Genomic DNA, 20,204 nt, shown 5'->3' with positions numbered 1-20,204 from the left:
CTTTGAATTCTTATCGCCTATTTGGAGTACCCAAGATATTTCCCACCGAAGCTATTTCTTCATGGCTGCAACGCATATCTCAGCAGCAAGGTGTCCCGATTGCTAGGATTTACGAACTAGTAAAAATAAAACAGTCACGGGACACCGATGTTGACGGATTGTCCGCGCAAATATCAAATCTAATTGAAATGGCAAAATTGAATTTTGACGAATTTCAAGTGGCAAAGATAGTGAGCAAAGCGATTCGCAAAACTCCGCCTCTTCAAAAACAAGTACGCTTGGAGGGGAAAAAAATTCCTATAACTGCATTTTGCTCAAGCTGCCTAAAACATGATCGAGTGCCATACTACCGCATTGAATGGAGGTTTCATTTCTGGAAAATTTGCCCCATTCATTTAGAGGCGATGAAAACAGAATGCTTTTGCTGCAAGCAACGCGTGGTATTAAATCGGTCAATTTTATTTTCGATTTCAGCCGTACCAAATTTGGCGTTCTGCCAATTTTGCAAGGCAGATCTCACCTTCAGTACCGTAGGTCCACTGCAGCTTAACGCTAGAGGCATGGAGAAAGCGGTAACTCAACAAAATATGATGTCTGGGATCTTGAATGGATATTGCTTGATCTCTCCTATAACAAAGAAATTTAGCTTGCATATTATGATGCGGCTTTATCAGCTGGATCTGCTTTTTGCGGCGCAACGAGACGATTTTTCAGGAAATTTCAATTATGAGCAAAGGGTCGCCTTGTTAAAATTTTTAGAAACAATTCAAACTCGTACTAGGGAAAGAGAACGTCTTCATGAAAGGGCAAGTCAAAGGTGGCGGGGCCGCTCCTGAATGGAAAGACCTAAAGCTGAAGTAAGGAGACCCCCGAAAGGGGTTTTCTGAGATACTCGCTGTACAGTAAACGTTCCACTATGCAATACGAATCAAGTAATGCGAGTACATACTACACTCAGAAGAGGTAAAAATATGTTGACCTACCTTGTCACCCTTGAGCGGGATACAAACGGCTCATTCCTGGTCGGATTTCCCGATCTTCCCGAGGCAAATTTCGTTGGCGACGACGAATACGAGGCATTATTAAATGCAGTCGATGCGCTGGAAACAGCTATCGAATTCTATTTCGATGAACGTCAGCCGGTTCCGCTTCCGACAAAACCAAAACGCGGACAGCACGTTGTCGAGCTCCCAGTGGTGGAATCAGCAAAGGTGTTGCTATGGAATGAAATGCTTGCGCAAAACCTCAGAAAATCGAACTTAGCTCGCCTTCTCAAGGTTCATATACCAATGGTTGACCGCTTGTTGGATATTCGCCACTCGTCAAAACTGGAGTTCGTCGAGGAAGCTGCGCACACGATGGGCAAGAAACTATCGGCTACATTGGTGTAATCGCTATGGATTATTTTCTGGACGCCTTTGCCGAGAACCGGGAACTATTTGACCAGCTGGTTTCAAGTCTTAAGAAATACGGTTACGCAACGGATGTTGACCTAAAAATTTCTCGTGTTGCCGTTGATCACAGCAAACAATCGAAATTCAACTCACTTTTTAAGGAATACTACCCAAGGGAAGGCCACGAATTCAAGGTCGCGACGGTAGCTTTTAAAGACCAGGAAGAAGGCTTTTTGTATTTAATATACGATGTCGGCCAATTCGACAACTTCGCAGATTTAAAGATGCAACTCCGGGAAGATGGCCATAACGTCCAGTAACCGCAAACTATTAAGCCCGCGCCGGGCGGGCTTTGGGCGCAATTCATCAACTTATCGGAATGAGGAATATTTTGCCGGAAATGCACGGTTGCCAAATATTTTTTGATAAGCAAGCATGGTAGTCGCGCGCACTCGCGATTCAGCCTGACATTTCCAAGCTGCTTGTTTACAATTCTAGTCGATTACAATCATTTCTTCTTTTCAATGACATTTCGGATACGCTCTAATTCTTCAACCAATGGATCGTGCTCTCCTTCGCTGCCAAGATAGCCGCGCAAGTCGATGTTATGTCGCTCGTCAATTTTCTTTCCTGAGAACTCGTACGAAGCCGCAACAGTAAACTGGGTCGGGCAAAGGTCCAGTTTTGCTTCGTTTCCAAAAATTACCCATCCTTGACCTAATGCAAACAGAAGCTCGGAATCAGGTGGAAGGCTATCCATCGGAGTCGTGAACGCGCTTTTGTTCCTAAGATTTTTATCTACCTGAGTTTCACCAAATTGAAAAAAATCTCGATCCATTTCAAGTCTTAAGTTTTCTGCAGGAGTACGCCCAGTATTCACAATCCGCAGATATAAAATTGGTGTGTTCGGGCGAATAAATGCCGAAACATTAACATACGGCCGCAAGGCTGCTTCAGATTGACGCTGCATCTCCTTAACCGAGGCCTCACTAGTTTTTGCCATACGATAGGTCAAGTACGCGTATATTCCAGTGATTACTGTAAGCGCTCCAGTCAATAACTCAATAATCATAATTTTAAAATACCTAATTGTTAATCGATCTAAATATTTTGAGAGGCATACTGTTATAGAGGGGGACAGGAACTGGAGGATCTCTATTAGACGAGAAGGCTAAAGATTAACTCCAAACTCTACTAAGCGATTTCGCATTTCCTCAATATTTTCCTTGAGTCGTTTTTTTTTGGCATTATTTTCGTATTTTTCGGGTCCTAGTAGACTCAGAAGCCCCGTCTCAGTAAGTACGCGAACAACGGCCTCGATATCTTTACTTTTAAGGTACGATTGAGCTAATCCGAAGGCCGAGGTCAGTGTGTCTGAGTGGTACTTGCCTCTCGATTTGAAGCGCCATTGGTAAACTTCAGTGTCCAGTTCCCTCTCGATTTCGGAGTTACCTAGGTTCATATGCACATTGGCGAGATTATTTTTTATCATCCAATACTCTTCGACCTCAGTACCAACGGTAGCTTGTGCCAATTCCAACGTTTCTTCCAAGAGCTTTCTTGCCTCTTCAAATTTTTGGTCTTTTCGTAAAAATGAAGCAATGCTTGTTTGAACAGTGATATTGTCAGGATGATTTGTTGGCAAATATTTGTCGTTGCTCTCCTTGATTAGGTGCAGTTCGTGATTTGTAGACAGAATCCCTATTTGAGATTGAAGGAAGCTGAGGTTCTTGATTGCAGAATCTAAACTAACTGGGGACATGATTTTCTCATTTTCATTGGTGATTTTCTTAAAACCGTCAATGACTTCTTTGAGCATCTCACAAGCGATGAGCACGTCACCCCTATCGGCGAGAATCAAGGCTAGATCGTTTCGAGCATCAAGACTTATTCCTGCATTTGCACCGTAAATGCTATGAGACAAATCGAATGCTATTTTGGCGTGTTCCAACGCCTCATCTAATGACTCCTCTCGTCTCAGACTTGCTGCTAATTTAAGACGAGCAATTATCACTGTTTCCGGGTCGCCGTCTAGTTCCAATAATGCCGATTCTAGAACTATGCGTTGCAACTCCATGGCTTTTTGATAATCGCCTAACGCTCGCTTTGTATCCGCCAGATTGTTCATCGCGACAATGACAGTATTCTCGTATGGGCCGTACATTTCTTGGGCAGTTCGCAGCGCTTTTTCCTCGTAAGCCTCCGCCACTTTATATTGACCTCTTGCATGCTCGTACATTCCTAGAAAAAGACCGAGTTGAATGCCCAGTACTTTGCTAACTGACGCAACAAGGGGTCTAGCTTGGCTTGCGTAGTAGTAAATATTTTTGTGTTGCTTAGGATCTCTAGCTAGTCTAATTTTCGAAAAAATTTCTACGGCAATGCGATCTCGCAAATCCTGGACCGGCTTAGCTATGGAGCGCAACACGAATTCTGCTAAAAGTGGATGAATCTCAACACAATTGTTCGAACCGCTAGAGCTTGTCGAATCGATTTTCACTAATGAACGGTCTGCGAGCTCAGCTAAGGCTGCATCAAGATTGTCATTTCTTGCATCGTTTGGAAATAGTGCTTTAACTAAGCCCAGCGGAATTGGTACATTAGGAGCAAAAGCGCATAATAATTCGAGAACGTCAATCGCATTCCTGCCAAGTGAATTTACACTCAAGCTAAAACTGGCGACGATGCCTTGTGCTCTGGCACCAAGTCTTGGGCGCAAATAGTTTGCGATGGTTTCAAGTCTTTTTAGAGTTCCAAGATTCTCTAAATCAAACAGCATTTTTTGATAACCCATCGAGGCATTCTTTAATCGATGGCCTATTAGTGTCAATGCCAATGTGTGAGAGCCTACCATTTCAATAATTTGATGAGCTGCCAAAATTTCGGTGCCATCAATGGCTTTAAATTTTCCCAATAGCTTAAGTGCACTGCTCTTTTCAAGGACATCAAGATAAACCTCTGAGAAACCGGCGCAGCCACTACTATCTCGCGTCGTAACTAGTGTGCAGCCCATTGATCTGGGGCCCTGTGACGAGTTGATGACGTCTGTTGGCGCACGCCAAAACGCCAGTATTTTCTCTCTTTCATCCAGGGGCATCAGTACAGGGACATTATCTAGAACCCAAAGATACGAACCGCAACGACTAAGCAATTTTGAAAGCTGAATGCGCACTGTTTCAGCGGGCAATGGTGCTTTGGTCACCGGGTCGAAAAGGGACAATTGAGGATTCAAATCATGAACCCAAGGATGTCGGGAGAGAGCTTGAGTAACGGCATTAAGCCAAGCCTCCTTAGCTGAAGATAGATCGGGCGACATGGGATCATAATCTGCGAAGTTCAGCCAAAAAATACCTCCCGGATAAGCTAATGAGAAATTGAAGGCATAGGCAGAGGCTAATGTGGTTTTTCCGACCCCTCCCATTCCGTGAGTACGGACGGCGACCGCATTACCTGCATCGCTAATTTGTGTCGGGCTGAAGTAGCGGTGGATTTGCCATAGTTCGCGATTTCTTCCGGTAAATTCAACTGGCGGCCTCGGTATATTAGTCAAGTCGGGGCTGCCTATCATAGGAACCCTCATACCGAGAGTTTCACCCTCTGGAACGTTAGCGAGCTTCTGTACTAAGAACGAAACCCATTCCAACTCTTTCCCAGGCAACGGGGGAGACAGAAAATTTTGGGAGTTAAACTCACCGGCGACAATGTGATCCGTGCCACCTTCGCAATTCAAAATCCAGATTTTTTGTCCGACTGATCGACTAAGTGCGTACGCATATTGCCATGCAACCGTCAGTTCCCGCATGCAATGGTCCGATTCTGAGTAATCGGCGCTCCACCAGCAAAGCATGACGTGAGAATCAGCGATTGCCTGTCCAATTTTCACAGGAAAATCCTCTAATAAATCTATCTCTTCAACATCGCAAAAACATTCAACTCCTGCGCGCCGGAGCAATGAGACAGCATGATCTACCTCTTGCTGTCGAGTCCTGCGATAGCTTATAAAGATTCTTTTTGCCATTTTAATAATATTATTGTTTATTGAAGGAAGTAAAAAGAGTTTTACATAGCGATCCAAAAAAAGTTATCAAAACAAAAATATTTATTGTTAATTCAATGCTGCTATTGTAATCTCAGTAACTGATTGTTACGTAATTGCCTAACGGCAAAAGCAATATTTGCGGTGCATTGGTGGGCTAGTTGCGTTCGAGGGACGTACATCCAAACATTTCAAATTGTATTTATATGATCGGCTTCGTAGCTTTGCAGCGTCCTAACTAAGAATCAAGCGGAAGAAATTATGAAATTTGATAAGTCAATTGAAGCGTTTATTAAAGACTTTGTGAAAGACCTGACAGAAAAAAATGTAGCCATATTCGCCGGGGCGGGAATGTCGAAAAGCGTTGGTTACGTTGATTGGCCAAGCCTTTTAACTGATATTGCCGATGAGCTAGGTTTGAGGATCGATCGGGAGCACGATCTTATTTCCTTAGCCCAGTACCATGTGAATCATCGCGGCAACAAGGCGGGGATCACAAAGAAGATTTTAGAAGAGTTTTCTCATCAAGCCGAGGCATCTGAAACGCACAGGATATTGGCGCGTTTGCCCATTCCTACATATTGGACCACTAACTATGACACAGTAATTGAGGACTCTCTCAAGCAAGCGTTCAAGGTTGCCGATGTTAAGCATCAGGTGAAGCAGCTAGCAACCACAAGGCCAAAGCGGGATGTGGTGGTTTATAAAATGCACGGCGATGTTCATTCGCCAGCGGATGCAATAATCGCTAAAGAACAATATGAATCTTACTACCGCACGCACGAAGCATTTATTACTGCGTTGAGTGGTGATCTTATTTCAAAGACCTTCCTATTTATAGGTTTTAGTTTTACTGACCCAAATCTAGACTATGTCCTCAGTAGGCTTAATGCCCAGCCAGTAGATCGGCAGCACTATTGCTTTATGAAAAAAGAAGTAAAGGTTGAAGGTGATGACGATGACATATTTAATTACAAAGTCAGGAAACAAGATTTAAGAATTGCCGACCTAAAGCGCTACAAGATTAGTACCCTATTGATTGACGACTATCCGGTTATTGTCGATGTACTAAGAGAAATCGAGTACCGATTCAGGAAGAAAACTATTTTTGTCTCGGGGAGCGCTGAGGAATACGGAAATTGGGATCGTTTGGCAGCGCAAAAATTTGTACATTCCCTTAGTAAAGGTCTAGTGACATCTGGGCATCGCGTCGTAAATGGCTTTGGCTGGGGAGTTGGAAGCGCAGTTATCAATGGTGCATTGGAAGCAGTTTACGAGAACCCCGAGCGTTATTCCGAAGATCAATTGATTATTCGCCCGTTTCCCCAATACGAAACGGGCGGAAAAAAACTGCAGGATATGTGGGAGGAGTATCGGCAAAGAATGATCGCATTGGCTGGAGTTGCCATTTTTGTTTTTGGAAATAAGCTCGACGAAAAGAAAAACATTGTACTCGCGGGTGGCGTAACTCGTGAATTTGAAATAGCCGTGCAACAGGGGCTAGTTCCAATTCCAATCGGTGCTACCGAATACATCTCCCGTAAGCTATATGAAGCTATTGAGGTAGATCCAAAGAAATTTTACGGCGAACTAGATTGGATTTTTCCTCTTGTGAAAGAGCTGGCAACTATTAAGGCCGAGGCTGACGATATTGTTAAAAAAGTGATTCACATAGTTCAACAACTAAATAGGTAACAACATGCCTAAAAGAAAGACATTCTATAGTTTTCATTTTAAGAACGATGTAATGAGAGTACAACAAATTCGAAACATCGGCTCACTAGAAGATAACAAACCTGTATCTGCCAATGATTGGGAGACCGTCAAAAAAAGTGGAGACGCTTCTATAAAGAAATGGATCGACGATAACATGGACGGCAGAACCTGCGTCGTTGTGCTTATTGGAGAAGAAACCGCTTCAAGACCGTGGGTCAAATACGAAATCGAAAAAGCCTGGAAAGATGGTCGGGGTCTATTGGGCATTCACATTCATAGCCTAAATTGCCCTAACAACGGCAAAGGAAGCATGGGAGCTAGCCCGTTCACTGGACTCAAATTCACTGATTCTGATGGGAAAGTTAAAACCATTCCTTGTAAAAACCCTTCTGTAAATAATGCCTACAACGATATTAAAGACAATCTTGAAAAATGGATTGAAGAGGCAATAGCACTAAGAGCTTAAAGGGTGGTTTACGAGATTAGCTAGTGATCCAGTTTTGATAATTATCGTTCGACTGACGATAGACAAAATATTTTCTGAAGTACTTATCGAGCCTGATGACTAGATGGTCATAGTGTCTAGCATCGAAAAAAAAAGGATTATGGGGAAAATGGGGCGCTGCAATGGTAAAACTAAGGTTGGTCGACAATGTCTCAATTCAGCTACGTCAGGCAAAGAATTTTGCGCTGTTCACAAAGGCCAAATTTCGTCAGCAGAAGCGATGGCATTTGGTGCCGGCGCGCTAATCGGGAATTCGCTCATGCCAGGAATTGGCGGCATGGTATTCGGAGGGATGGCTGGCAGTTTGGCCAGAGGTTTTATGAAAGGAAATAGGATGGTAAAAAAATCTGTTTTTGTCAGTTTCGACTTTGACAATGACCGCGCACTTAAAGAATTTATTTTAGGTCAGGCAAAAAAAGAGGATTCCCCATTTCAAATTACTGATTACTCATTAAAAGAGGCTGCGCCGGAAAAAGATTGGGAATCTAAAGCCAATGCAGCAATTGGTCGCTCAGAAATTGTTTTGGTCATGGTTGGGCCCAAAACGTACAAGGCCCATGGAGTACTAAAGGAAGTTGCGATGGCACGCAAAGCTGGTGTCAAGATTGTTCAGATTATCGGCTATAAAAATGGTGAATATACGGCGGTTCCAGATGCAGGACGGCTTTATGCGTGGAATTGGGATAACCTTAAAAAACTCTTGAGCTGAAGTGGCTGGTTTTGACGATAAGAAAATAATACTAAGAGCATGTAATGGCACTATTTAAAGAATCTGACCTGAGGGCTCGTGCTGATCGAAGTACGCCATATTACAGATCGACAGGAGAAATACTAAACGAGAAAGCCCTGGCTACAGGCCATGTCGGTCATTTTGACATTTTTCTCTCTCACAGCTGGAATGACCAGAAACTAGTACTTGGCATTTGGTTGAGCCTTGAGGATATGGGTTATAGCGTATATGTAGACTGGATTCATGATCGACACTTGAGCAGGGAAAGCGTTTCAAAAGAGACCGCCCAAGTGTTGCGCCAGCGCATGTTAAACAGCAAATGCCTATTCTTCGCCACTACCAGTAACAGCAGTTCCTCTAAATGGATGCCATGGGAGCTCGGATTCAAAGACGGTCACAACAGAAGAGCCGCTATTCTCCCTGTTTCTCAAAATTATGGTAATAGCTACGTTGGCCAAGAATATTTAGGAGTTTATCCATATGTAACGAAAGATCTACAGAACGGTGGTACGGTTGAAAAGCTCTGGATCCAAACATCTTCGACCTGCTATGTTCTCTTCGATCAGTGGCTACAGGGTGCCGAGCCATACTCTCGATAATAGAAATCACAATTACAAACAAAAATGAAAAAAATATTCGCGAGCGTGATCGGGGTGGTCGTGATTTTATCAATTTATTTGAACGTAGGATTCTATTCTATCCAGCCAATCGGAGCGATACCTTCGGGAGCAACTGCGCTTGTATGGCGTCAAGGTAAAGAACCTTTCTTCAACAGTCCCGATGCAATGTGCCTTCTTGCATCCAATTCTGTTTCGCTGATGTGTCGGATGGTAGCGATGGGTGCTTCGCCGCGCGACAGAATAATCATGCGGCTTTCATACCAGGCCTAGGCTTACAGTCTCTCAGTTGACGGAAGGAACTTTGACCAATAGAAGCCGTAGAAAAATAAGTCAAGTCTGCGTTACTACAATTTAGTGATCTAGCGCGACCGTCCGCACAATGGATTCAAATTCAGCGAGTACGTCCGCCTGCCATTTCTGGATGTATTGTGAAGCTGCCTTATTTTCGAGAAGCTTAAGCAGATAGCCGCGTGCTAGTACCAGGTTCAGCACATCCTGGCCGTATGTTTGTTCAACCATCTTGTACTGCCCTTGCAGGCTTGCCATCTCTCGCTCCATCTTGGCCAATTGCTCTTGCGTGACGCCGGCTAGTTTCAATGTCTTCTTGCCCTCTAGGAGTAGTTCGGCCGGCGTGGCGACCAGCATCGCTTCGGCATAGGCGGTCGTTACCGTATTCGCAGCAACCATCAACTCGACGCATTCGACTTGTCGAGTCGGCTTCATTTTCCTCAGCATGCGAGAGATCTCCGTTGAAAACTGCCTGTCCTTGAGCATTTCGGCAGCCTCCGGGCAGATTCCATCCAGCAAATTCATTCTCTTAACGATTTGGCTGACATCCATATTGAGAGCCTTCGCCAAACGATCGGGCGAAACACCGCGCTCCACTGCGCGTCGTATCATCAAGTGCTCCTGAATGGTAGAGAGACGGTTGATACGGGTATTGTACGTATAGCCTTCATCGTCGGTCGCTACCAGGCATGGCGCATCCGAAAAACTCAAATTTCGTAGCGCAATAAGACGAATGTGACCGTCCAACAGCATATGCTGTCCAGAGTCGCGGATTACTGGAGTGACGGAGAGGGGTTCAATTAAACCGATCTCCTCAATAGAGGAACGGATTTGCTTGAATTTCCGGGAAGTGAACAGGCCTTCCGGGGTTTTCCTAGATGGCAGCAGACTGTCCAGAGGCACCGAGAGGGGTTCTAGCGAAAAACCTAGCGAAACTCCCGTCATGGCTTACTCCCATTCGTCCAAACGCGTTCGGCCAGGAATTTGGGGAGAGTGTCCAAGCCTTCAGCGCGCAGCAAGTTCGTAAAATTTTCGTCGGATAGTAGCTGCCGCAACGCGCTCACTACAAATAAGAAGCGCTGCTGGGCGAATTCCGCTTTCTTCACCATCAGCCTTTGCCGATCCACTTCCTTTTGATAGGTGCGCACTAGGCTGGACGTGGTGATGTCGGCGCGCTTGCGGGGTGTTCCCCGCGCGGCCGACCGGCCTAAGGTTTGTCGGCGTTCAATGACGCGACGCGCTTCCTTCAAATGCTTGCCGCGCAACTTACCAGTCTCATACGCATCTTGCAGCGCCGTTTGCACCGATTTATTGTCGTCGCCAGCGCCGGCTATGGTCATGGCAGTATTCAGTGGAATTTTCCCTTTCTGCACTGCAATCAATAGGCGCTCTTCGCCGCGTTCCAGCAAAACAGTGATACCGCAAACGTATTCGGTGGTCAAGCCGGTCTTTTGAGCAATGGCTTTCTTGTCGTAGCCCTGGTCGTACAAGCTCTTGATACTGGTTAGCAGTTCCAGCGGACGGTACTGGCGGCGGGCGATATTCTCAGCCAGGCTCATAATAGCGGCGTCTTCATCGCTGATCTGAATCACCAACGCTGGGATCATGGTCTCTCCCAGAGATTTGAACGCCTTCATTCTTCCTTCTCCACATACCAGCAAGTAGCGCTCCTGGTCATCCGGACCAGTACGCGGTGTGACGGTGATCGGCTTTTTGAGACCGATCGCGCGGATATTGCCGATGATTTCCTCAAACACTTTGAGATTGCGCTCACGCGGATTCAGCACGTCGATCCGGTCCAGCGGAATCAATCGCAGTTCCCCAGATTGATGTTCTTGCGTCATGCCGCTCTCCGCATACGTGCGCGCTCGGCCATGCCATAGAGGTAGTCCAGCGTGTCAAAGCGGTAGCTCTCATATTCGATGGCGTTTTGATCGGCGAGGTTGACGCGCGCCTGGCCGAAGTCGAGGCGCGGCATTAGGTAGTAGTCGAGCGGCGATTGATTATCCTGTTCCAGCCGCACAACCACAGTAATGTCGGGAGCCAGACTAGTGTCGAAACGCACTTTCCAGCAATTCCGGCCAGAGCCCATAACGTGGCAACGCGCCAACACCAGGGAAGTGCTGAACTCACGGTTCAGCCTCAGCAGGTCGGTGGCTGGGTCACGCTCGACTTGGCCACCCAGCTCGGCGATTTGGCTTTCGGTCTGGAGTACGATTTTGGGATAGAGGCGCCGCAGATAACGGTTTATCTCTAAATAGCGATAGTCGCGGTCCGGGGTGAAGCCGACCATCTCGTATGCGCGGATCAGGCTGCCGAAGCGGTGCGCATAGACGCATGATGATGGCATGCCATCCATTTCGTCGATGATCAAACCAGACAGTAAGCCGCGATTCTTATATAGAGAGCGCAGCCGCTCGATCAATTCTTCATTCGTGAATCGTCGACACCGCGCACGAATCATGCCCTGGGCTGTGTAGAACATGTCTGACGGCACGATGGGCGCAAATGCGCCTTCCTTCTTGATCCACATGTCGGGCGTGTTGACGACACGCATCTTCTTGAGCTTAAAGGAGGTCCGGTTGTAGATGTTATTACCGATGTATTTTTCGTTGGTTAATACTTCGTGTACTGTGGCGCGGGTCCAAGTCCGCCCTAGATCGGTACATATCGCCATACCATTGAGCCGCTCGGCGATTTCCGACTCCGCCAGGCTGTCGTCGATGAACCACTTATATATAGTGTGGACCACCTTGACCTCGTCTTCCGGGCCTGGCACCAGAATGACGCGGTCGGTTTGCAGGCTCTTATGTTCACCGCAGGAAAGCTCAGCCTTCATGACGCCGTGCTGGTCGATCAGCACGCGGCGCAGGCCGTATCCGGCCAAACCACCCTGCCGGTAACCCAGCTCGATCAGCCGGCATTGACCAGCGAAGACCTTGGCCGATAGCTCGCGGCTGTATTCACCGGCCATTGCCCGTTTGACGCCCTTAACGATGGTAGAGACAGGAGAGCCATCGTTCTCGAATTGCTCGGCACAGTAGGCAACCTGGATGCCTGCCCTGCGGCAAATATATTCGTAATAGGCGCTCTCGTCAGCGTCCTGGAATCGGCCCCAACGGCTGACGTCGTATACCAAGATCATTGTGAAGGCGGTCGTGCCGCTTTCGACATCCTTAATCAGTTGCTGTAGCGCCAGTCGGCCGTCAATGCGCAGGCCGCTTTTGCCTTCGTCGGCATAGGTCTTGACGACATTGATATTGCGCTGCTCAGCGTATTCCCTGATTTTTTGGCGCTGGTTGTCGGTCGAGTATTGTTGGTGCTCGGTGGACATGCGTACGTATTCGGCAGCCTGGAATCGTATCGGCTGCGCGAGGGAGGTAAAGCTTTCTGGATTTATTTTCATTTGCCGTCGTTCCATAGGGTCCGCCGAGGCAATTTAAGGCGGTGAACACGCACTTCCTGCAGCAAAATGCATTTATCAAATTAGCATAGAGAATGTCACTCTGCCACGCGTCCTCTCTTTGCAATCAGGGGACATACATGAGATTGCTGCGAGAACAGGGGCTAAGAAAGACCATCCACGCGTTCTTCTTTGCAATCAATGGCCCCGGCAGAATGACCATCTTGTAAAGACCTGCATGCATGGAATTGTGCTGTGTTGACGCGTCCATCTTTGCAATCAGGATGGAGCAATTCTTGTAGTTACGTACCAGTTGCTGGGCACGATTGGCCTCCGCATATTGCGGATGGAGGCGGCGGTAGTCGCGCCAGTAACTTGGATTTTGTGTTTTCCAGGCTTGTTGGGCGCGCTTTTGGTTGTCGCGATAGTCCTCGTCGTTTTCGCGCTTGGCTTGCTGCCAGCGGCGTCGGCGTTCTTGCTGACAACCTTTACTGGAGCAATAGGCTTGGGAAGGATTTTGAGGACGCGGTAGAAATAGTTTGCCGCAAGCAGGACAGGCGTGAGTTTCCATTGCTGCGTTCTAACAGTTTCACTAGTTGTGGTCGAGAGTGTATTGGCTATCGTTGAATTATTTCTTGTGTGATGAGACTCTGCAAAGCGACCATTGGATGTGAGACTACTATTATTTCAATGTAGTTTCGGCGTAATTAATATCTTCTTCCGAAAATTTTTAAGCTCAATCTGGGCTGAAACCCTGACAGATCTCTAGATTCGCGTCGTATTAACAATCGTTGATAGTACTTCTGCCTGTAGCCTGTGTAAGTTAGCGTTTGATTTGGCGCCGATTTGCGCACCTTTTGGCACGGCGTCTCATTCATGCAAAATCCTCATTTTTTCAATGACTTAGTTGCCCGCCTCCTACACTAGTTGCGATTTCTAGTGCCAAATGACCCGCAAAACCTCCGAGTCTGGCTGATTCTGTGCCAAATAACCTGTAAATTCATTCCATCTCAAAATTCCGCATAGCGCTCGCCGTTATTGGGTTTCTGGATTTTTCCTCCAACAGGGCCAAGTGCCAAAACAAACGTTAACTCGCACTGGCAACGGTTTGAGCGTGTGCCGGAAAGGGACGTTTTACTGCATTTTTGGATTGGCTGGCAAACATCGAACATCTCACGGAATATCGAACAAGGCCCTGCGATGCGTGAGCACGTCAATAAGGTGTAAGGAATCCCATCTTTCCGCACTTACAGCGCCGCCAGAATCGGCTTGCTTGAGCCCACAACAACACGACGTGAGTTATCCCACTGAGTCCTATTGATTGCATCCACCTCTGCTGTTGTCGCGCTGCGCCGTGCTATCGTCGCTTGAGGAGCAGTCGCCGGCTCCGCCAAAACTGCCACCGACTTTGATAAGGGCACAGAAAATCCGTGACTGAGGTCCTGCTGTGGGATTGGTGTGTCACCCAGCACAAACTCGGCACCGGGCGGCGCATCAAGCAAAGTGAACTCCATTTTCTGTAGCTGTGCACAAACTACTGGTTGAGCGCGTAGCGCCTCCTGCTCCGGAAGCTGAGGGTCTTGAGGGGAGAGCGCATTGAGCTCATCCAACTCTCGAGCGAGTTGCTCAGGGGGACTTGCGATCAAAATGTTATAAGCCGCTAGAGCTTCGGTAGCTGCGACACCAAAATCCGCCATTTCCTTTGTGAAATCGGAAAGTGAAAGGTCGGATGCCCTCGCGATTAACGCACCAAGATCCTTCCCTCGTCGGTGTCCTCGCCCCATGATATCTGGGTGGCGACACGCCTGTAAGGCGAGCGCCGAACACAGCTCGTTGCGATCGGCCGCTGAGCTAACGCTGCCGGGTGCGCCGATCCGACGAAATAGTGCTGCGGTCGCTCCCTCAAGGACCGAAAGCGCATCCTCAAGCGAATCCGACGGGTTCCACTGGTTGTCGAATACTGTGTAGAGCCAATCTCCTTGCATCGTCGTTCGTGGCGAAACCAATTTTACCGTCGCCCCCATCCGTCCAAAAAGTTGGCCATTCTGGTCGCGAAAGCCACGTTGCCAGAATTGGGGCACGTAGTGATGATTCTGTTTTTCAAATGTCATGGTTCACATGTAGGGTTTGTTCTTCGTTAGGGATTTCCCTCTTGATTCAGAGAGATGCGATCAATAATACGACTCAGGTGCAGAAAATCCAAGCCGTCCCTGTTCCTGCCACTCCAGCGGTTCGTCTGAGCGCGTTGGGGTATGCGGATCCGGAAGGGTTCTTCTGGACATTACATCATCCGCTACGTACACTGGCAAGGTACTTTTTTGCCAATGGATAGCCATGCTGTAGCGAAAGCGTCGGATGAAAATTCAAGTTGCGACAATTATTTGCGGAACGAAAAACCTTGCTAGCGACGGAGTGACCGGTGCATTACGCTGCATTCTTACGCTACCTGATGGCACGAGGCGCCGGGAAAGATGCGGCCCCTCAGCATAACTTCACACCGCCCGCGCAGCCAGCAAACTTCATTGATGGAATGCGAAGCGGCCGGTACGCGCGGGCATACGGTAGCGGAAATATCGCAGGGAGCCAGATGAACCCAGGCGAAACGTTTTACGCTGCTGCCGACTCCCTATAAAGTGCCATTCAGGCCATGACAATGGAAAACACCACTACAGCCCCAGAAAGCGCGCAGCGCAATCTTCACGATTATGTTCAGCAACACTACGTCGTTCCTGTCGTCGGCACGCTGCCGGCATTCAAATATTCGGACTTGATCAAGGATGTGAGCCTAGCGTTGAACGAGTCGGTGCTCGACTATGTCTATATTCTCCGGCGTCCGGATAAGCAGCATGACGGAGTGCCTCAACCTTTTTATGTCGGAAAAGGGGCGGGGAGACGGTTCGCCCACCATTTCTACGAGGCGGCAGCAGAAAAAGAATATAACCAGTCCCTGAATAAACACAAGATTCGCGTCATCAGGTCCGTGGGCCGTGAAAACGTCCTCGTACAAATGATTCCATGTCACACCCACGAATACGCGCTAGCACTCGAGAAGAAACTCATTGCGCAGTGGGGGCGTAGGGCCATCAAGACGGGAATCCTCACGAACCTGACGGAAGGGGGCGAAGGGGTGGCGGGTCTGGCTATGCCGCCCCACGTCAAGGCAATACTAAGCGAAATGGCGAGCCAGCCCGTCAGGTTCAACGGTAACCTTTACACGTCCATCAAGGCTGCATTCCATGCCAACGAAGCAGCTACCATCTCGACAGCACTTAGGGTGAGCAAGGATTCCAAGTATTGCACCGACTACAATGCCTTCAAGAGCTGGTACAGCCACCGGGCACAGCTCGAACTTTTTCCGCTTGGCTTCAACTACATGGTTGACGAAAAACCATTTTTTATCGAGACGTCCTGGAGCGAAATCGATGCAAAAAAAGGGGAAAACATATCTGCCGGCTACGGGAAAGCTTGGGACACGCGCTACCCCTATGCCCGCTATCTCGTAAATGGGAATGCTTATCATACATTATCCGACGCGACAGAAAACGAAGATGGCACAGGGACCCCTTCCAATCTGGCGGCGCGATTCCGGAGAATGGTCGAACAGAACCACTTCTCAGAAGGCTTTAACATCCTCGATGAACAGGGAACGAAGTTATTCAAAGAACACGACGAGACGCTGCAGGAGGCCTCCAAGCGCAAAAGCGCCGACCAACTGCGAACCCTGGTTGCCGAACCGGTCATGCTCGATAGCGTAGTTTATGCCAATACACTGCAAGCATACGAAGCGTCGCCGCACTGGCGGAAAATTGCATACGGCAGCTTCAGAAGCCAGATATTGAGGTACGAGAACGCAGGGGTTTTCCCGTGCGGCCTGAACATACCGGATGCCAAAGGGCAGCCGCGTTACCCGGAGATTGATCCTTTCCTACTGGGAAGTGGACCGTTAGAAAGCTACGTCAAAGTTGCGGATCGCTTCTTTCCGAGCATGCAGGCAGCGGACACCTTCTTCAAGCTGAGCCGCGGCACCGTCCATGCGTACTTCACGAAATGGAAGAAAGACGCGGAAAACGAGGAAAACCCACAAGCTTTTCCAAAAGGGTTCAATGTCTACTCTACGAGATTGCAGGCCCCGCTGTATGCCGAGATGACCAAGGTGGATCTCCGTGTACCCGTGTCAGGATATCTCTTTGATGGGAAGGTATTCGGGACCACTAGGGCAGTCGACATATTCAGGGGCCGCGCCAAAAACTCAAGCGCTCCACTGTATCGAAAGCGACGCAAGGCGTACCTGGAGAAAAACCAGTCTTTCGACCCCCTGATGAATGTACTCGGGTGGGATGAGCTTCCTCTCTACCCTGTCGATTTGGAAGGAAAACACTCGACGCTCATTGCACGATCGAATGGCAGTGGCACCCAGCTCCATAACGCCGCCCGCGCAGTAGAGATCTTCGACGCTGGCATTTGGAAAAGGTTTGATTCGAAGTCGTCTGCCTGGCGTTCACTACCGTTCTTGCAGCAAAAATATTCGACAGCAGATAGTTTTATTTCCTCCACAACAAAAAAAGCCTTGTCACGGGGATTACCTGCCTGGATAAGATTGGTGCTGTAATACTGCGCTCCTGTTACCGGATCTGGAACCGGAAAATGAAGGGTGTAAGGTAGAATATGTTGATGCGGCCCTTACTTCCCAGCGAATCAAATACATACTTCAAAATGATAGTGATTTCGCTACCGTGACAGAAGGTGCACCTCATTCCTTTGACCCCGAGACCATAATTGCTCTCCGCAGAGAGATAAGCGGTAGAGGCTATGAGTCGTTCCAAACTTACGAGATAGATGACTATAATGGTGAACCGCCATTCCCATATTTTGTGGTAACGGTCGGCAACGTTACTTATAATTCAGAAGACATGGGCCAAGGGGAGCTATGTATAAATTACTTAATTTGGGCACTTAGCCGGTTAAGCGAAAATAGTATCCTCCTAATCGAAGAGCCGGAATCTCACCTACCGCCGCGTGCTCAGAACGCGTTAATGAATTATATCGCGGAAGCTTCCATCGACAGATCTCTGTCCGTGGTTGTGTCGACACATTCACAGCATACGTTGGAAAATTTTGCGGCGGCAAATATAACGTTGCTCACCCGGGAGGGTATCAACTTTGTATTAAACCATAAGCCAGTGAGAACTCTCTTGCACGAAAGCCTGCGGATAGTAAACCTGACGCCAACGATTATCATTACGGAGGATAATAGTGCGGGCGCTTTTCTCAAATATCTTATTTTTCACTTAGATGAAAGTCTCCTAGAGCTAGTAGATATTGGGTGGGCGAACGGGTGGACAGATCTTGACGAAATTTTGAAGCGTTTCCCATCTGAACTGAAAAAAATTCATATCCGCCTTGTTTACGACGGAGACCAACGAGGTATAGATAGGCCGAATGTAAATTTTCCGTTTCACTATTTGCCAGACGCAGACGATCCTGCGAAGCTTATGGCCGACGCAGTCAAAGCTAACATAGCTAAATTTTCTGAATCATTCCCAGCTGACACGCAAAGAGTTAGATCTGCATTAGCAATTCAGGCTCAAACTGATGCAAAAGATTACTTTCATAACGTTGTGCGTGCTTTAGGCGAAATTGCCGACTTAAAAACAGTGTATAAAGTCGCGACACTTGTCTGGCTATCAATTCCCGAAAATAAGATTAAGGCAGAAAAATTCCTTGCTGATTTAAGCAAAAGCCTTGAGATTTAACGACGTAGCACGTAGTTCTTAGGAGAAAAGTAACCGCCCGGCGAACACATATTGACTGGCCGGCTTGATGGTGGTGAGGAATTATTGCGCGCTGTCCCAAAGATGGGGAAGCAGTTCGCCGATCCGGCTGAACGGTTGCAATGGCAAGCGCTCAAGAATGTCCCGAAGGTAGGCGTAAGGATCGTGGCCATTGAGCCGTGCGGAATGGATCAGGCTCATGATGGCCGCCGCACGTTTTCCGGCACGCAAGCTGCCGGCAAACATCCAGTTTTTTCGGCCCAGCGCGATCGGACGGATTTGGTTCTCGACCCAGTTGTTATCGATCGGAACCAACGGATCGCTGAGGTAGTGCGTCAGGGCCGACCAGCGGTTCAGGCTGTAATCGATCGCCTTGGCCGTGGCACCGCCGGTGGGTACCCGTTGGCGCTGAGTCTGCAACCACTTGTGCAGCGCTTGCGCCGCCGGACTGGCCTGCTGTTGACGCAGTGCGAGACGTTGTTTCCCATCGAGTGACGCGGCGGTCCTTTCCACCTCATACAGCCAGATCGCATCGATGCGGATCATCGCAGCCAGTGTTGCAGCCACTGCGCACATTCGACGGCGGCCACACCTGGCCAGCGCACTGTTACTGTAGCTGAACCACGCTTGACTTCGATCACGATATCCGGCGTGGTGGCCACCTCTGGTGGTGCAGGCAGTTGAATTGGGATGAATTCCGGGACAGGAGCAATCGGGTCCCTATGCACCGGTTCGATCGTTCTCTGGTCGTGGGCTTTGATCCAATTCCGGACCAGATTGGCGTTCAGGCGATGATGCAATGCAGTCGCGGCAATCGATACGCCAGGCTGTTTGCAGGCATTGATCACCTGGGCTTTGAATTCGGCGCTGTAGCGCCTGCGCCGGTTCGGCGCCATGATTGCGTCATCTATCATGTACACATGTCCACTAATTACGTGGACACGATGCTCTATTCGGAGCATTGCCGAGCGCGCTGGCACAAACCACGGCAACATTGAAACGCGATTCTAACGGGAACCATTTTGAGGTGTATGGGCAGGTGATTCAGCGACCGTTTTTTCTCCGACTTCGAAGGCCGCAACTATGTGCTCCATGCGTCGTCGAAAACCGCTACGTAAAAAAGGTGTGGGACTTTTCAGCTGTCACTTGCTGCCCGCACCATCAGATTCGGTTGATCGAATCCTGCCCCCACTGCAAGAAAACGCTGAGCTGGAATAGACCTGGTATCTCGCTCTGCACTTGCGGGCGTGAATTGGGCGACACACCCATGCTACGCCCCAGCCAAAGCGCACTTGAATTTTCCTATTGGTTTGAAAATCGCATTAACGATTTTTTGGTGTCAAATCGGCCGGCTAGCAGCCTCAATCCAGCCTTTGATCCTCTCGCTCAATTGTCTGTAGACGGAGTTTTGCGTGTCATATGGGCTCTCGGAATAAAGAAATCTTCAAAAGATATGCCAGGCGCTGGAACCGCGAAGAAAGCTCTCAGCATTGGCGAGATGGAGGCTTGCCTCGATCGCGCTATCCATAGGATGGCAGAAGTTATCTCACATCAGTCGATTGAAGCCATCAGACCAACATTTTTGTTGAGCGCACTAGAAACCATGGTGGAGGATGGTTTATCTGAATTTGATCGGCAATTTTCTAGCCAGCTGATTTTAGTAGGAAAGCAGCGGGAAAACCCTAAAGCAAGCTTGCTTCATCTCAATCCACATTCTCAAATAAAACTCTTCTAGAGGAAA

Annotated in this window: 18 protein-coding genes and 2 pseudogenes; 11 read left to right on the top strand and 9 right to left on the bottom strand. The window is 48.2% G+C overall.

Going from position 1 to position 20,204, the window contains the following annotated elements; translation table 11 throughout:
• Positions 1 to 2 precede the first annotated feature (2 nt).
• From IEW12_RS16940 to IEW12_RS16930, 3 genes are all read left to right on the top strand, one after another.
• Complete coding sequence (locus IEW12_RS16940) at positions 3 to 836, top strand: TniQ family protein (protein ID WP_188567253.1); 834 nt, start codon at positions 3 to 5, stop codon at positions 834 to 836.
• Positions 837 to 971: 135 nt separating this feature from the next.
• Entirely contained in the window at positions 972 to 1,391 is a 420-nt protein-coding gene (locus IEW12_RS16935; protein ID WP_188567252.1) for a type II toxin-antitoxin system HicB family antitoxin, read from the top strand.
• 5 nt (positions 1,392 to 1,396) lie between these two features.
• Positions 1,397 to 1,714: a hypothetical protein gene (locus IEW12_RS16930; protein WP_188567251.1), complete on the top strand. Its 318-nt coding sequence runs from the start codon at positions 1,397 to 1,399 to the stop codon at positions 1,712 to 1,714.
• 188 nt (positions 1,715 to 1,902) lie between these two features.
• Here the strand turns inward: IEW12_RS16930 and IEW12_RS16925 are convergent, their stop codons facing one another.
• On the bottom strand, positions 1,903 to 2,466 hold the full coding sequence (locus IEW12_RS16925) for a DUF8453 domain-containing protein (RefSeq protein ID WP_188567250.1): 564 nt from the start codon (positions 2,464 to 2,466) through the stop codon (positions 1,903 to 1,905).
• 99 nt (positions 2,467 to 2,565) lie between these two features.
• Positions 2,566 to 5,469 (bottom strand): tetratricopeptide repeat protein, encoded by a 2,904-nt coding sequence (locus IEW12_RS16920; RefSeq protein WP_188567249.1) that lies wholly within the window; start codon positions 5,467 to 5,469, stop codon positions 2,566 to 2,568.
• A 222-nt stretch (positions 5,470 to 5,691) separates the two neighbouring features.
• Between IEW12_RS16920 and IEW12_RS16915 the strand changes: the two genes are divergently transcribed.
• The 4 genes from IEW12_RS16915 to IEW12_RS16900 all read left to right on the top strand — a co-directional run bounded on the left by IEW12_RS16915 (position 5,692) and on the right by IEW12_RS16900 (position 8,980).
• Entirely contained in the window at positions 5,692 to 7,125 is a 1,434-nt protein-coding gene (locus IEW12_RS16915) for an SIR2 family protein (protein WP_188567248.1), read from the top strand.
• Positions 7,126 to 7,177: 52 nt separating this feature from the next.
• On the top strand, positions 7,178 to 7,612 hold the full coding sequence (locus IEW12_RS16910; RefSeq protein WP_229751172.1) for a TIR domain-containing protein: 435 nt from the start codon (positions 7,178 to 7,180) through the stop codon (positions 7,610 to 7,612).
• A 112-nt stretch (positions 7,613 to 7,724) separates the two neighbouring features.
• A complete protein-coding gene (locus IEW12_RS16905; RefSeq protein ID WP_188567246.1) occupies positions 7,725 to 8,360 on the top strand; it encodes a TIR domain-containing protein in 636 nt (211 codons plus the stop codon).
• 44 nt (positions 8,361 to 8,404) lie between these two features.
• A complete protein-coding gene (locus IEW12_RS16900; RefSeq protein ID WP_188567245.1) occupies positions 8,405 to 8,980 on the top strand; it encodes a toll/interleukin-1 receptor domain-containing protein in 576 nt (191 codons plus the stop codon).
• Positions 8,981 to 9,352: 372 nt separating this feature from the next.
• Here the strand turns inward: IEW12_RS16900 and IEW12_RS16895 are convergent, their stop codons facing one another.
• The 5 genes from IEW12_RS16895 to IEW12_RS16875 form a co-directional block, all read right to left on the bottom strand.
• The gene (locus tag IEW12_RS16895) at positions 9,353 to 10,234 is read right to left on the bottom strand and encodes a plasmid partitioning protein RepB C-terminal domain-containing protein (protein WP_188567244.1); all 882 of its coding nucleotides are present in this window, start codon (positions 10,232 to 10,234) and stop codon (positions 9,353 to 9,355) included.
• The gene (locus tag IEW12_RS16890) at positions 10,231 to 11,133 is read right to left on the bottom strand and encodes a plasmid partitioning protein RepB C-terminal domain-containing protein (RefSeq protein WP_188567243.1); all 903 of its coding nucleotides are present in this window, start codon (positions 11,131 to 11,133) and stop codon (positions 10,231 to 10,233) included. Before IEW12_RS16890 ends, IEW12_RS16895 begins: the two co-directional genes overlap by 4 nt.
• Positions 11,130 to 12,695: a recombinase family protein gene (locus IEW12_RS16885; RefSeq protein ID WP_188567242.1), complete on the bottom strand. Its 1,566-nt coding sequence runs from the start codon at positions 12,693 to 12,695 to the stop codon at positions 11,130 to 11,132. Before IEW12_RS16885 ends, IEW12_RS16890 begins: the two co-directional genes overlap by 4 nt.
• A 124-nt stretch (positions 12,696 to 12,819) precedes the next feature.
• A complete protein-coding gene (locus tag IEW12_RS16880; protein WP_188567241.1) occupies positions 12,820 to 13,263 on the bottom strand; it encodes a hypothetical protein in 444 nt (147 codons plus the stop codon).
• 676 nt (positions 13,264 to 13,939) lie between these two features.
• Positions 13,940 to 14,803 (bottom strand): DUF4238 domain-containing protein, encoded by an 864-nt coding sequence (locus tag IEW12_RS16875; protein WP_188567240.1) that lies wholly within the window; start codon positions 14,801 to 14,803, stop codon positions 13,940 to 13,942.
• A gap of 542 nt (positions 14,804 to 15,345) precedes the next feature.
• On the opposite strand from IEW12_RS16875, the gene IEW12_RS16870 reads away from it, so the two are divergent.
• Together IEW12_RS16870 and IEW12_RS16865 are read left to right on the top strand one after the other, a co-directional pair.
• Positions 15,346 to 17,301 carry an LEM-3-like GIY-YIG domain-containing protein gene (locus IEW12_RS16870; RefSeq protein WP_188567239.1) on the top strand — a complete coding sequence of 652 codons (1,956 nt, stop codon included), beginning with the start codon at positions 15,346 to 15,348 and terminating at the stop codon, positions 17,299 to 17,301.
• A gap of 301 nt (positions 17,302 to 17,602) precedes the next feature.
• A complete protein-coding gene (locus IEW12_RS16865; protein WP_229751214.1) occupies positions 17,603 to 18,445 on the top strand; it encodes an AAA family ATPase in 843 nt (280 codons plus the stop codon).
• An 81-nt stretch (positions 18,446 to 18,526) separates the two neighbouring features.
• Here the strand turns inward: IEW12_RS16865 and IEW12_RS16860 are convergent.
• Positions 18,527 to 18,985, bottom strand: a pseudogene (locus IEW12_RS16860) (IS66 family transposase); the annotation flags it as partial.
• A 20-nt stretch (positions 18,986 to 19,005) separates the two neighbouring features.
• Entirely contained in the window at positions 19,006 to 19,377 is a 372-nt protein-coding gene (gene tnpA / locus IEW12_RS16855) for an IS66-like element accessory protein TnpA (protein ID WP_229751171.1), read from the bottom strand.
• Between the two features lie 47 nt (positions 19,378 to 19,424).
• On the opposite strand from tnpA, the pseudogene IEW12_RS29120 reads away from it, so the two are divergent.
• Positions 19,425 to 19,625: pseudogene (locus IEW12_RS29120) on the top strand (hypothetical protein); the annotation flags it as partial.
• A gap of 105 nt (positions 19,626 to 19,730) precedes the next feature.
• Positions 19,731 to 20,198: a hypothetical protein gene (locus IEW12_RS28885; RefSeq protein WP_229751170.1), complete on the top strand. Its 468-nt coding sequence runs from the start codon at positions 19,731 to 19,733 to the stop codon at positions 20,196 to 20,198.
• The last annotated feature ends 6 nt before the right edge of the window (positions 20,199 to 20,204 follow it).

It is taken from the genome of Parundibacterium terreum, from assembly GCF_014636315.1.
Taxonomy (GTDB): domain Bacteria; phylum Pseudomonadota; class Gammaproteobacteria; order Burkholderiales; family Burkholderiaceae_D; genus Undibacterium; species Undibacterium terreum.
The sequence above is the reverse complement of the archived record's forward strand: the minus strand, read 5'-3'. Positions and strand labels throughout refer to the sequence as shown.

What these genes read in the sequence shown, in the direction of transcription:
- IEW12_RS16870 (WP_188567239.1), top strand. Translation starts at nt 15,346, where the DNA reads ATGGAAAACACCACTACAGCCCCAGAAAGCGCGCAGCGCAATCTTCAC.
- IEW12_RS16910 (WP_229751172.1), top strand. Translation starts at nt 7,178, where the DNA reads ATGAGAGTACAACAAATTCGAAACATCGGCTCACTAGAAGATAACAAA.
- tnpA (WP_229751171.1), bottom strand. Translation starts at nt 19,377, where the DNA reads ATGATAGATGACGCAATCATGGCGCCGAACCGGCGCAGGCGCTACAGC.
- IEW12_RS16865 (WP_229751214.1), top strand. Translation starts at nt 17,603, where the DNA reads ATGGGCCAAGGGGAGCTATGTATAAATTACTTAATTTGGGCACTTAGC.
- IEW12_RS16935 (WP_188567252.1), top strand. Translation starts at nt 972, where the DNA reads ATGTTGACCTACCTTGTCACCCTTGAGCGGGATACAAACGGCTCATTC.
- IEW12_RS16890 (WP_188567243.1), bottom strand. Translation starts at nt 11,133, where the DNA reads ATGACGCAAGAACATCAATCTGGGGAACTGCGATTGATTCCGCTGGAC.
- IEW12_RS16930 (WP_188567251.1), top strand. Translation starts at nt 1,397, where the DNA reads ATGGATTATTTTCTGGACGCCTTTGCCGAGAACCGGGAACTATTTGAC.
- IEW12_RS16900 (WP_188567245.1), top strand. Translation starts at nt 8,405, where the DNA reads ATGGCACTATTTAAAGAATCTGACCTGAGGGCTCGTGCTGATCGAAGT.
- IEW12_RS16875 (WP_188567240.1), bottom strand. Translation starts at nt 14,803, where the DNA reads ATGACATTTGAAAAACAGAATCATCACTACGTGCCCCAATTCTGGCAA.
- IEW12_RS16895 (WP_188567244.1), bottom strand. Translation starts at nt 10,234, where the DNA reads ATGACGGGAGTTTCGCTAGGTTTTTCGCTAGAACCCCTCTCGGTGCCT.
- IEW12_RS16880 (WP_188567241.1), bottom strand. Translation starts at nt 13,263, where the DNA reads ATGGAAACTCACGCCTGTCCTGCTTGCGGCAAACTATTTCTACCGCGT.
- IEW12_RS16885 (WP_188567242.1), bottom strand. Translation starts at nt 12,695, where the DNA reads ATGAAAATAAATCCAGAAAGCTTTACCTCCCTCGCGCAGCCGATACGA.
- IEW12_RS16915 (WP_188567248.1), top strand. Translation starts at nt 5,692, where the DNA reads ATGAAATTTGATAAGTCAATTGAAGCGTTTATTAAAGACTTTGTGAAA.
- IEW12_RS16925 (WP_188567250.1), bottom strand. Translation starts at nt 2,466, where the DNA reads ATGATTATTGAGTTATTGACTGGAGCGCTTACAGTAATCACTGGAATA.
- IEW12_RS28885 (WP_229751170.1), top strand. Translation starts at nt 19,731, where the DNA reads ATGCTACGCCCCAGCCAAAGCGCACTTGAATTTTCCTATTGGTTTGAA.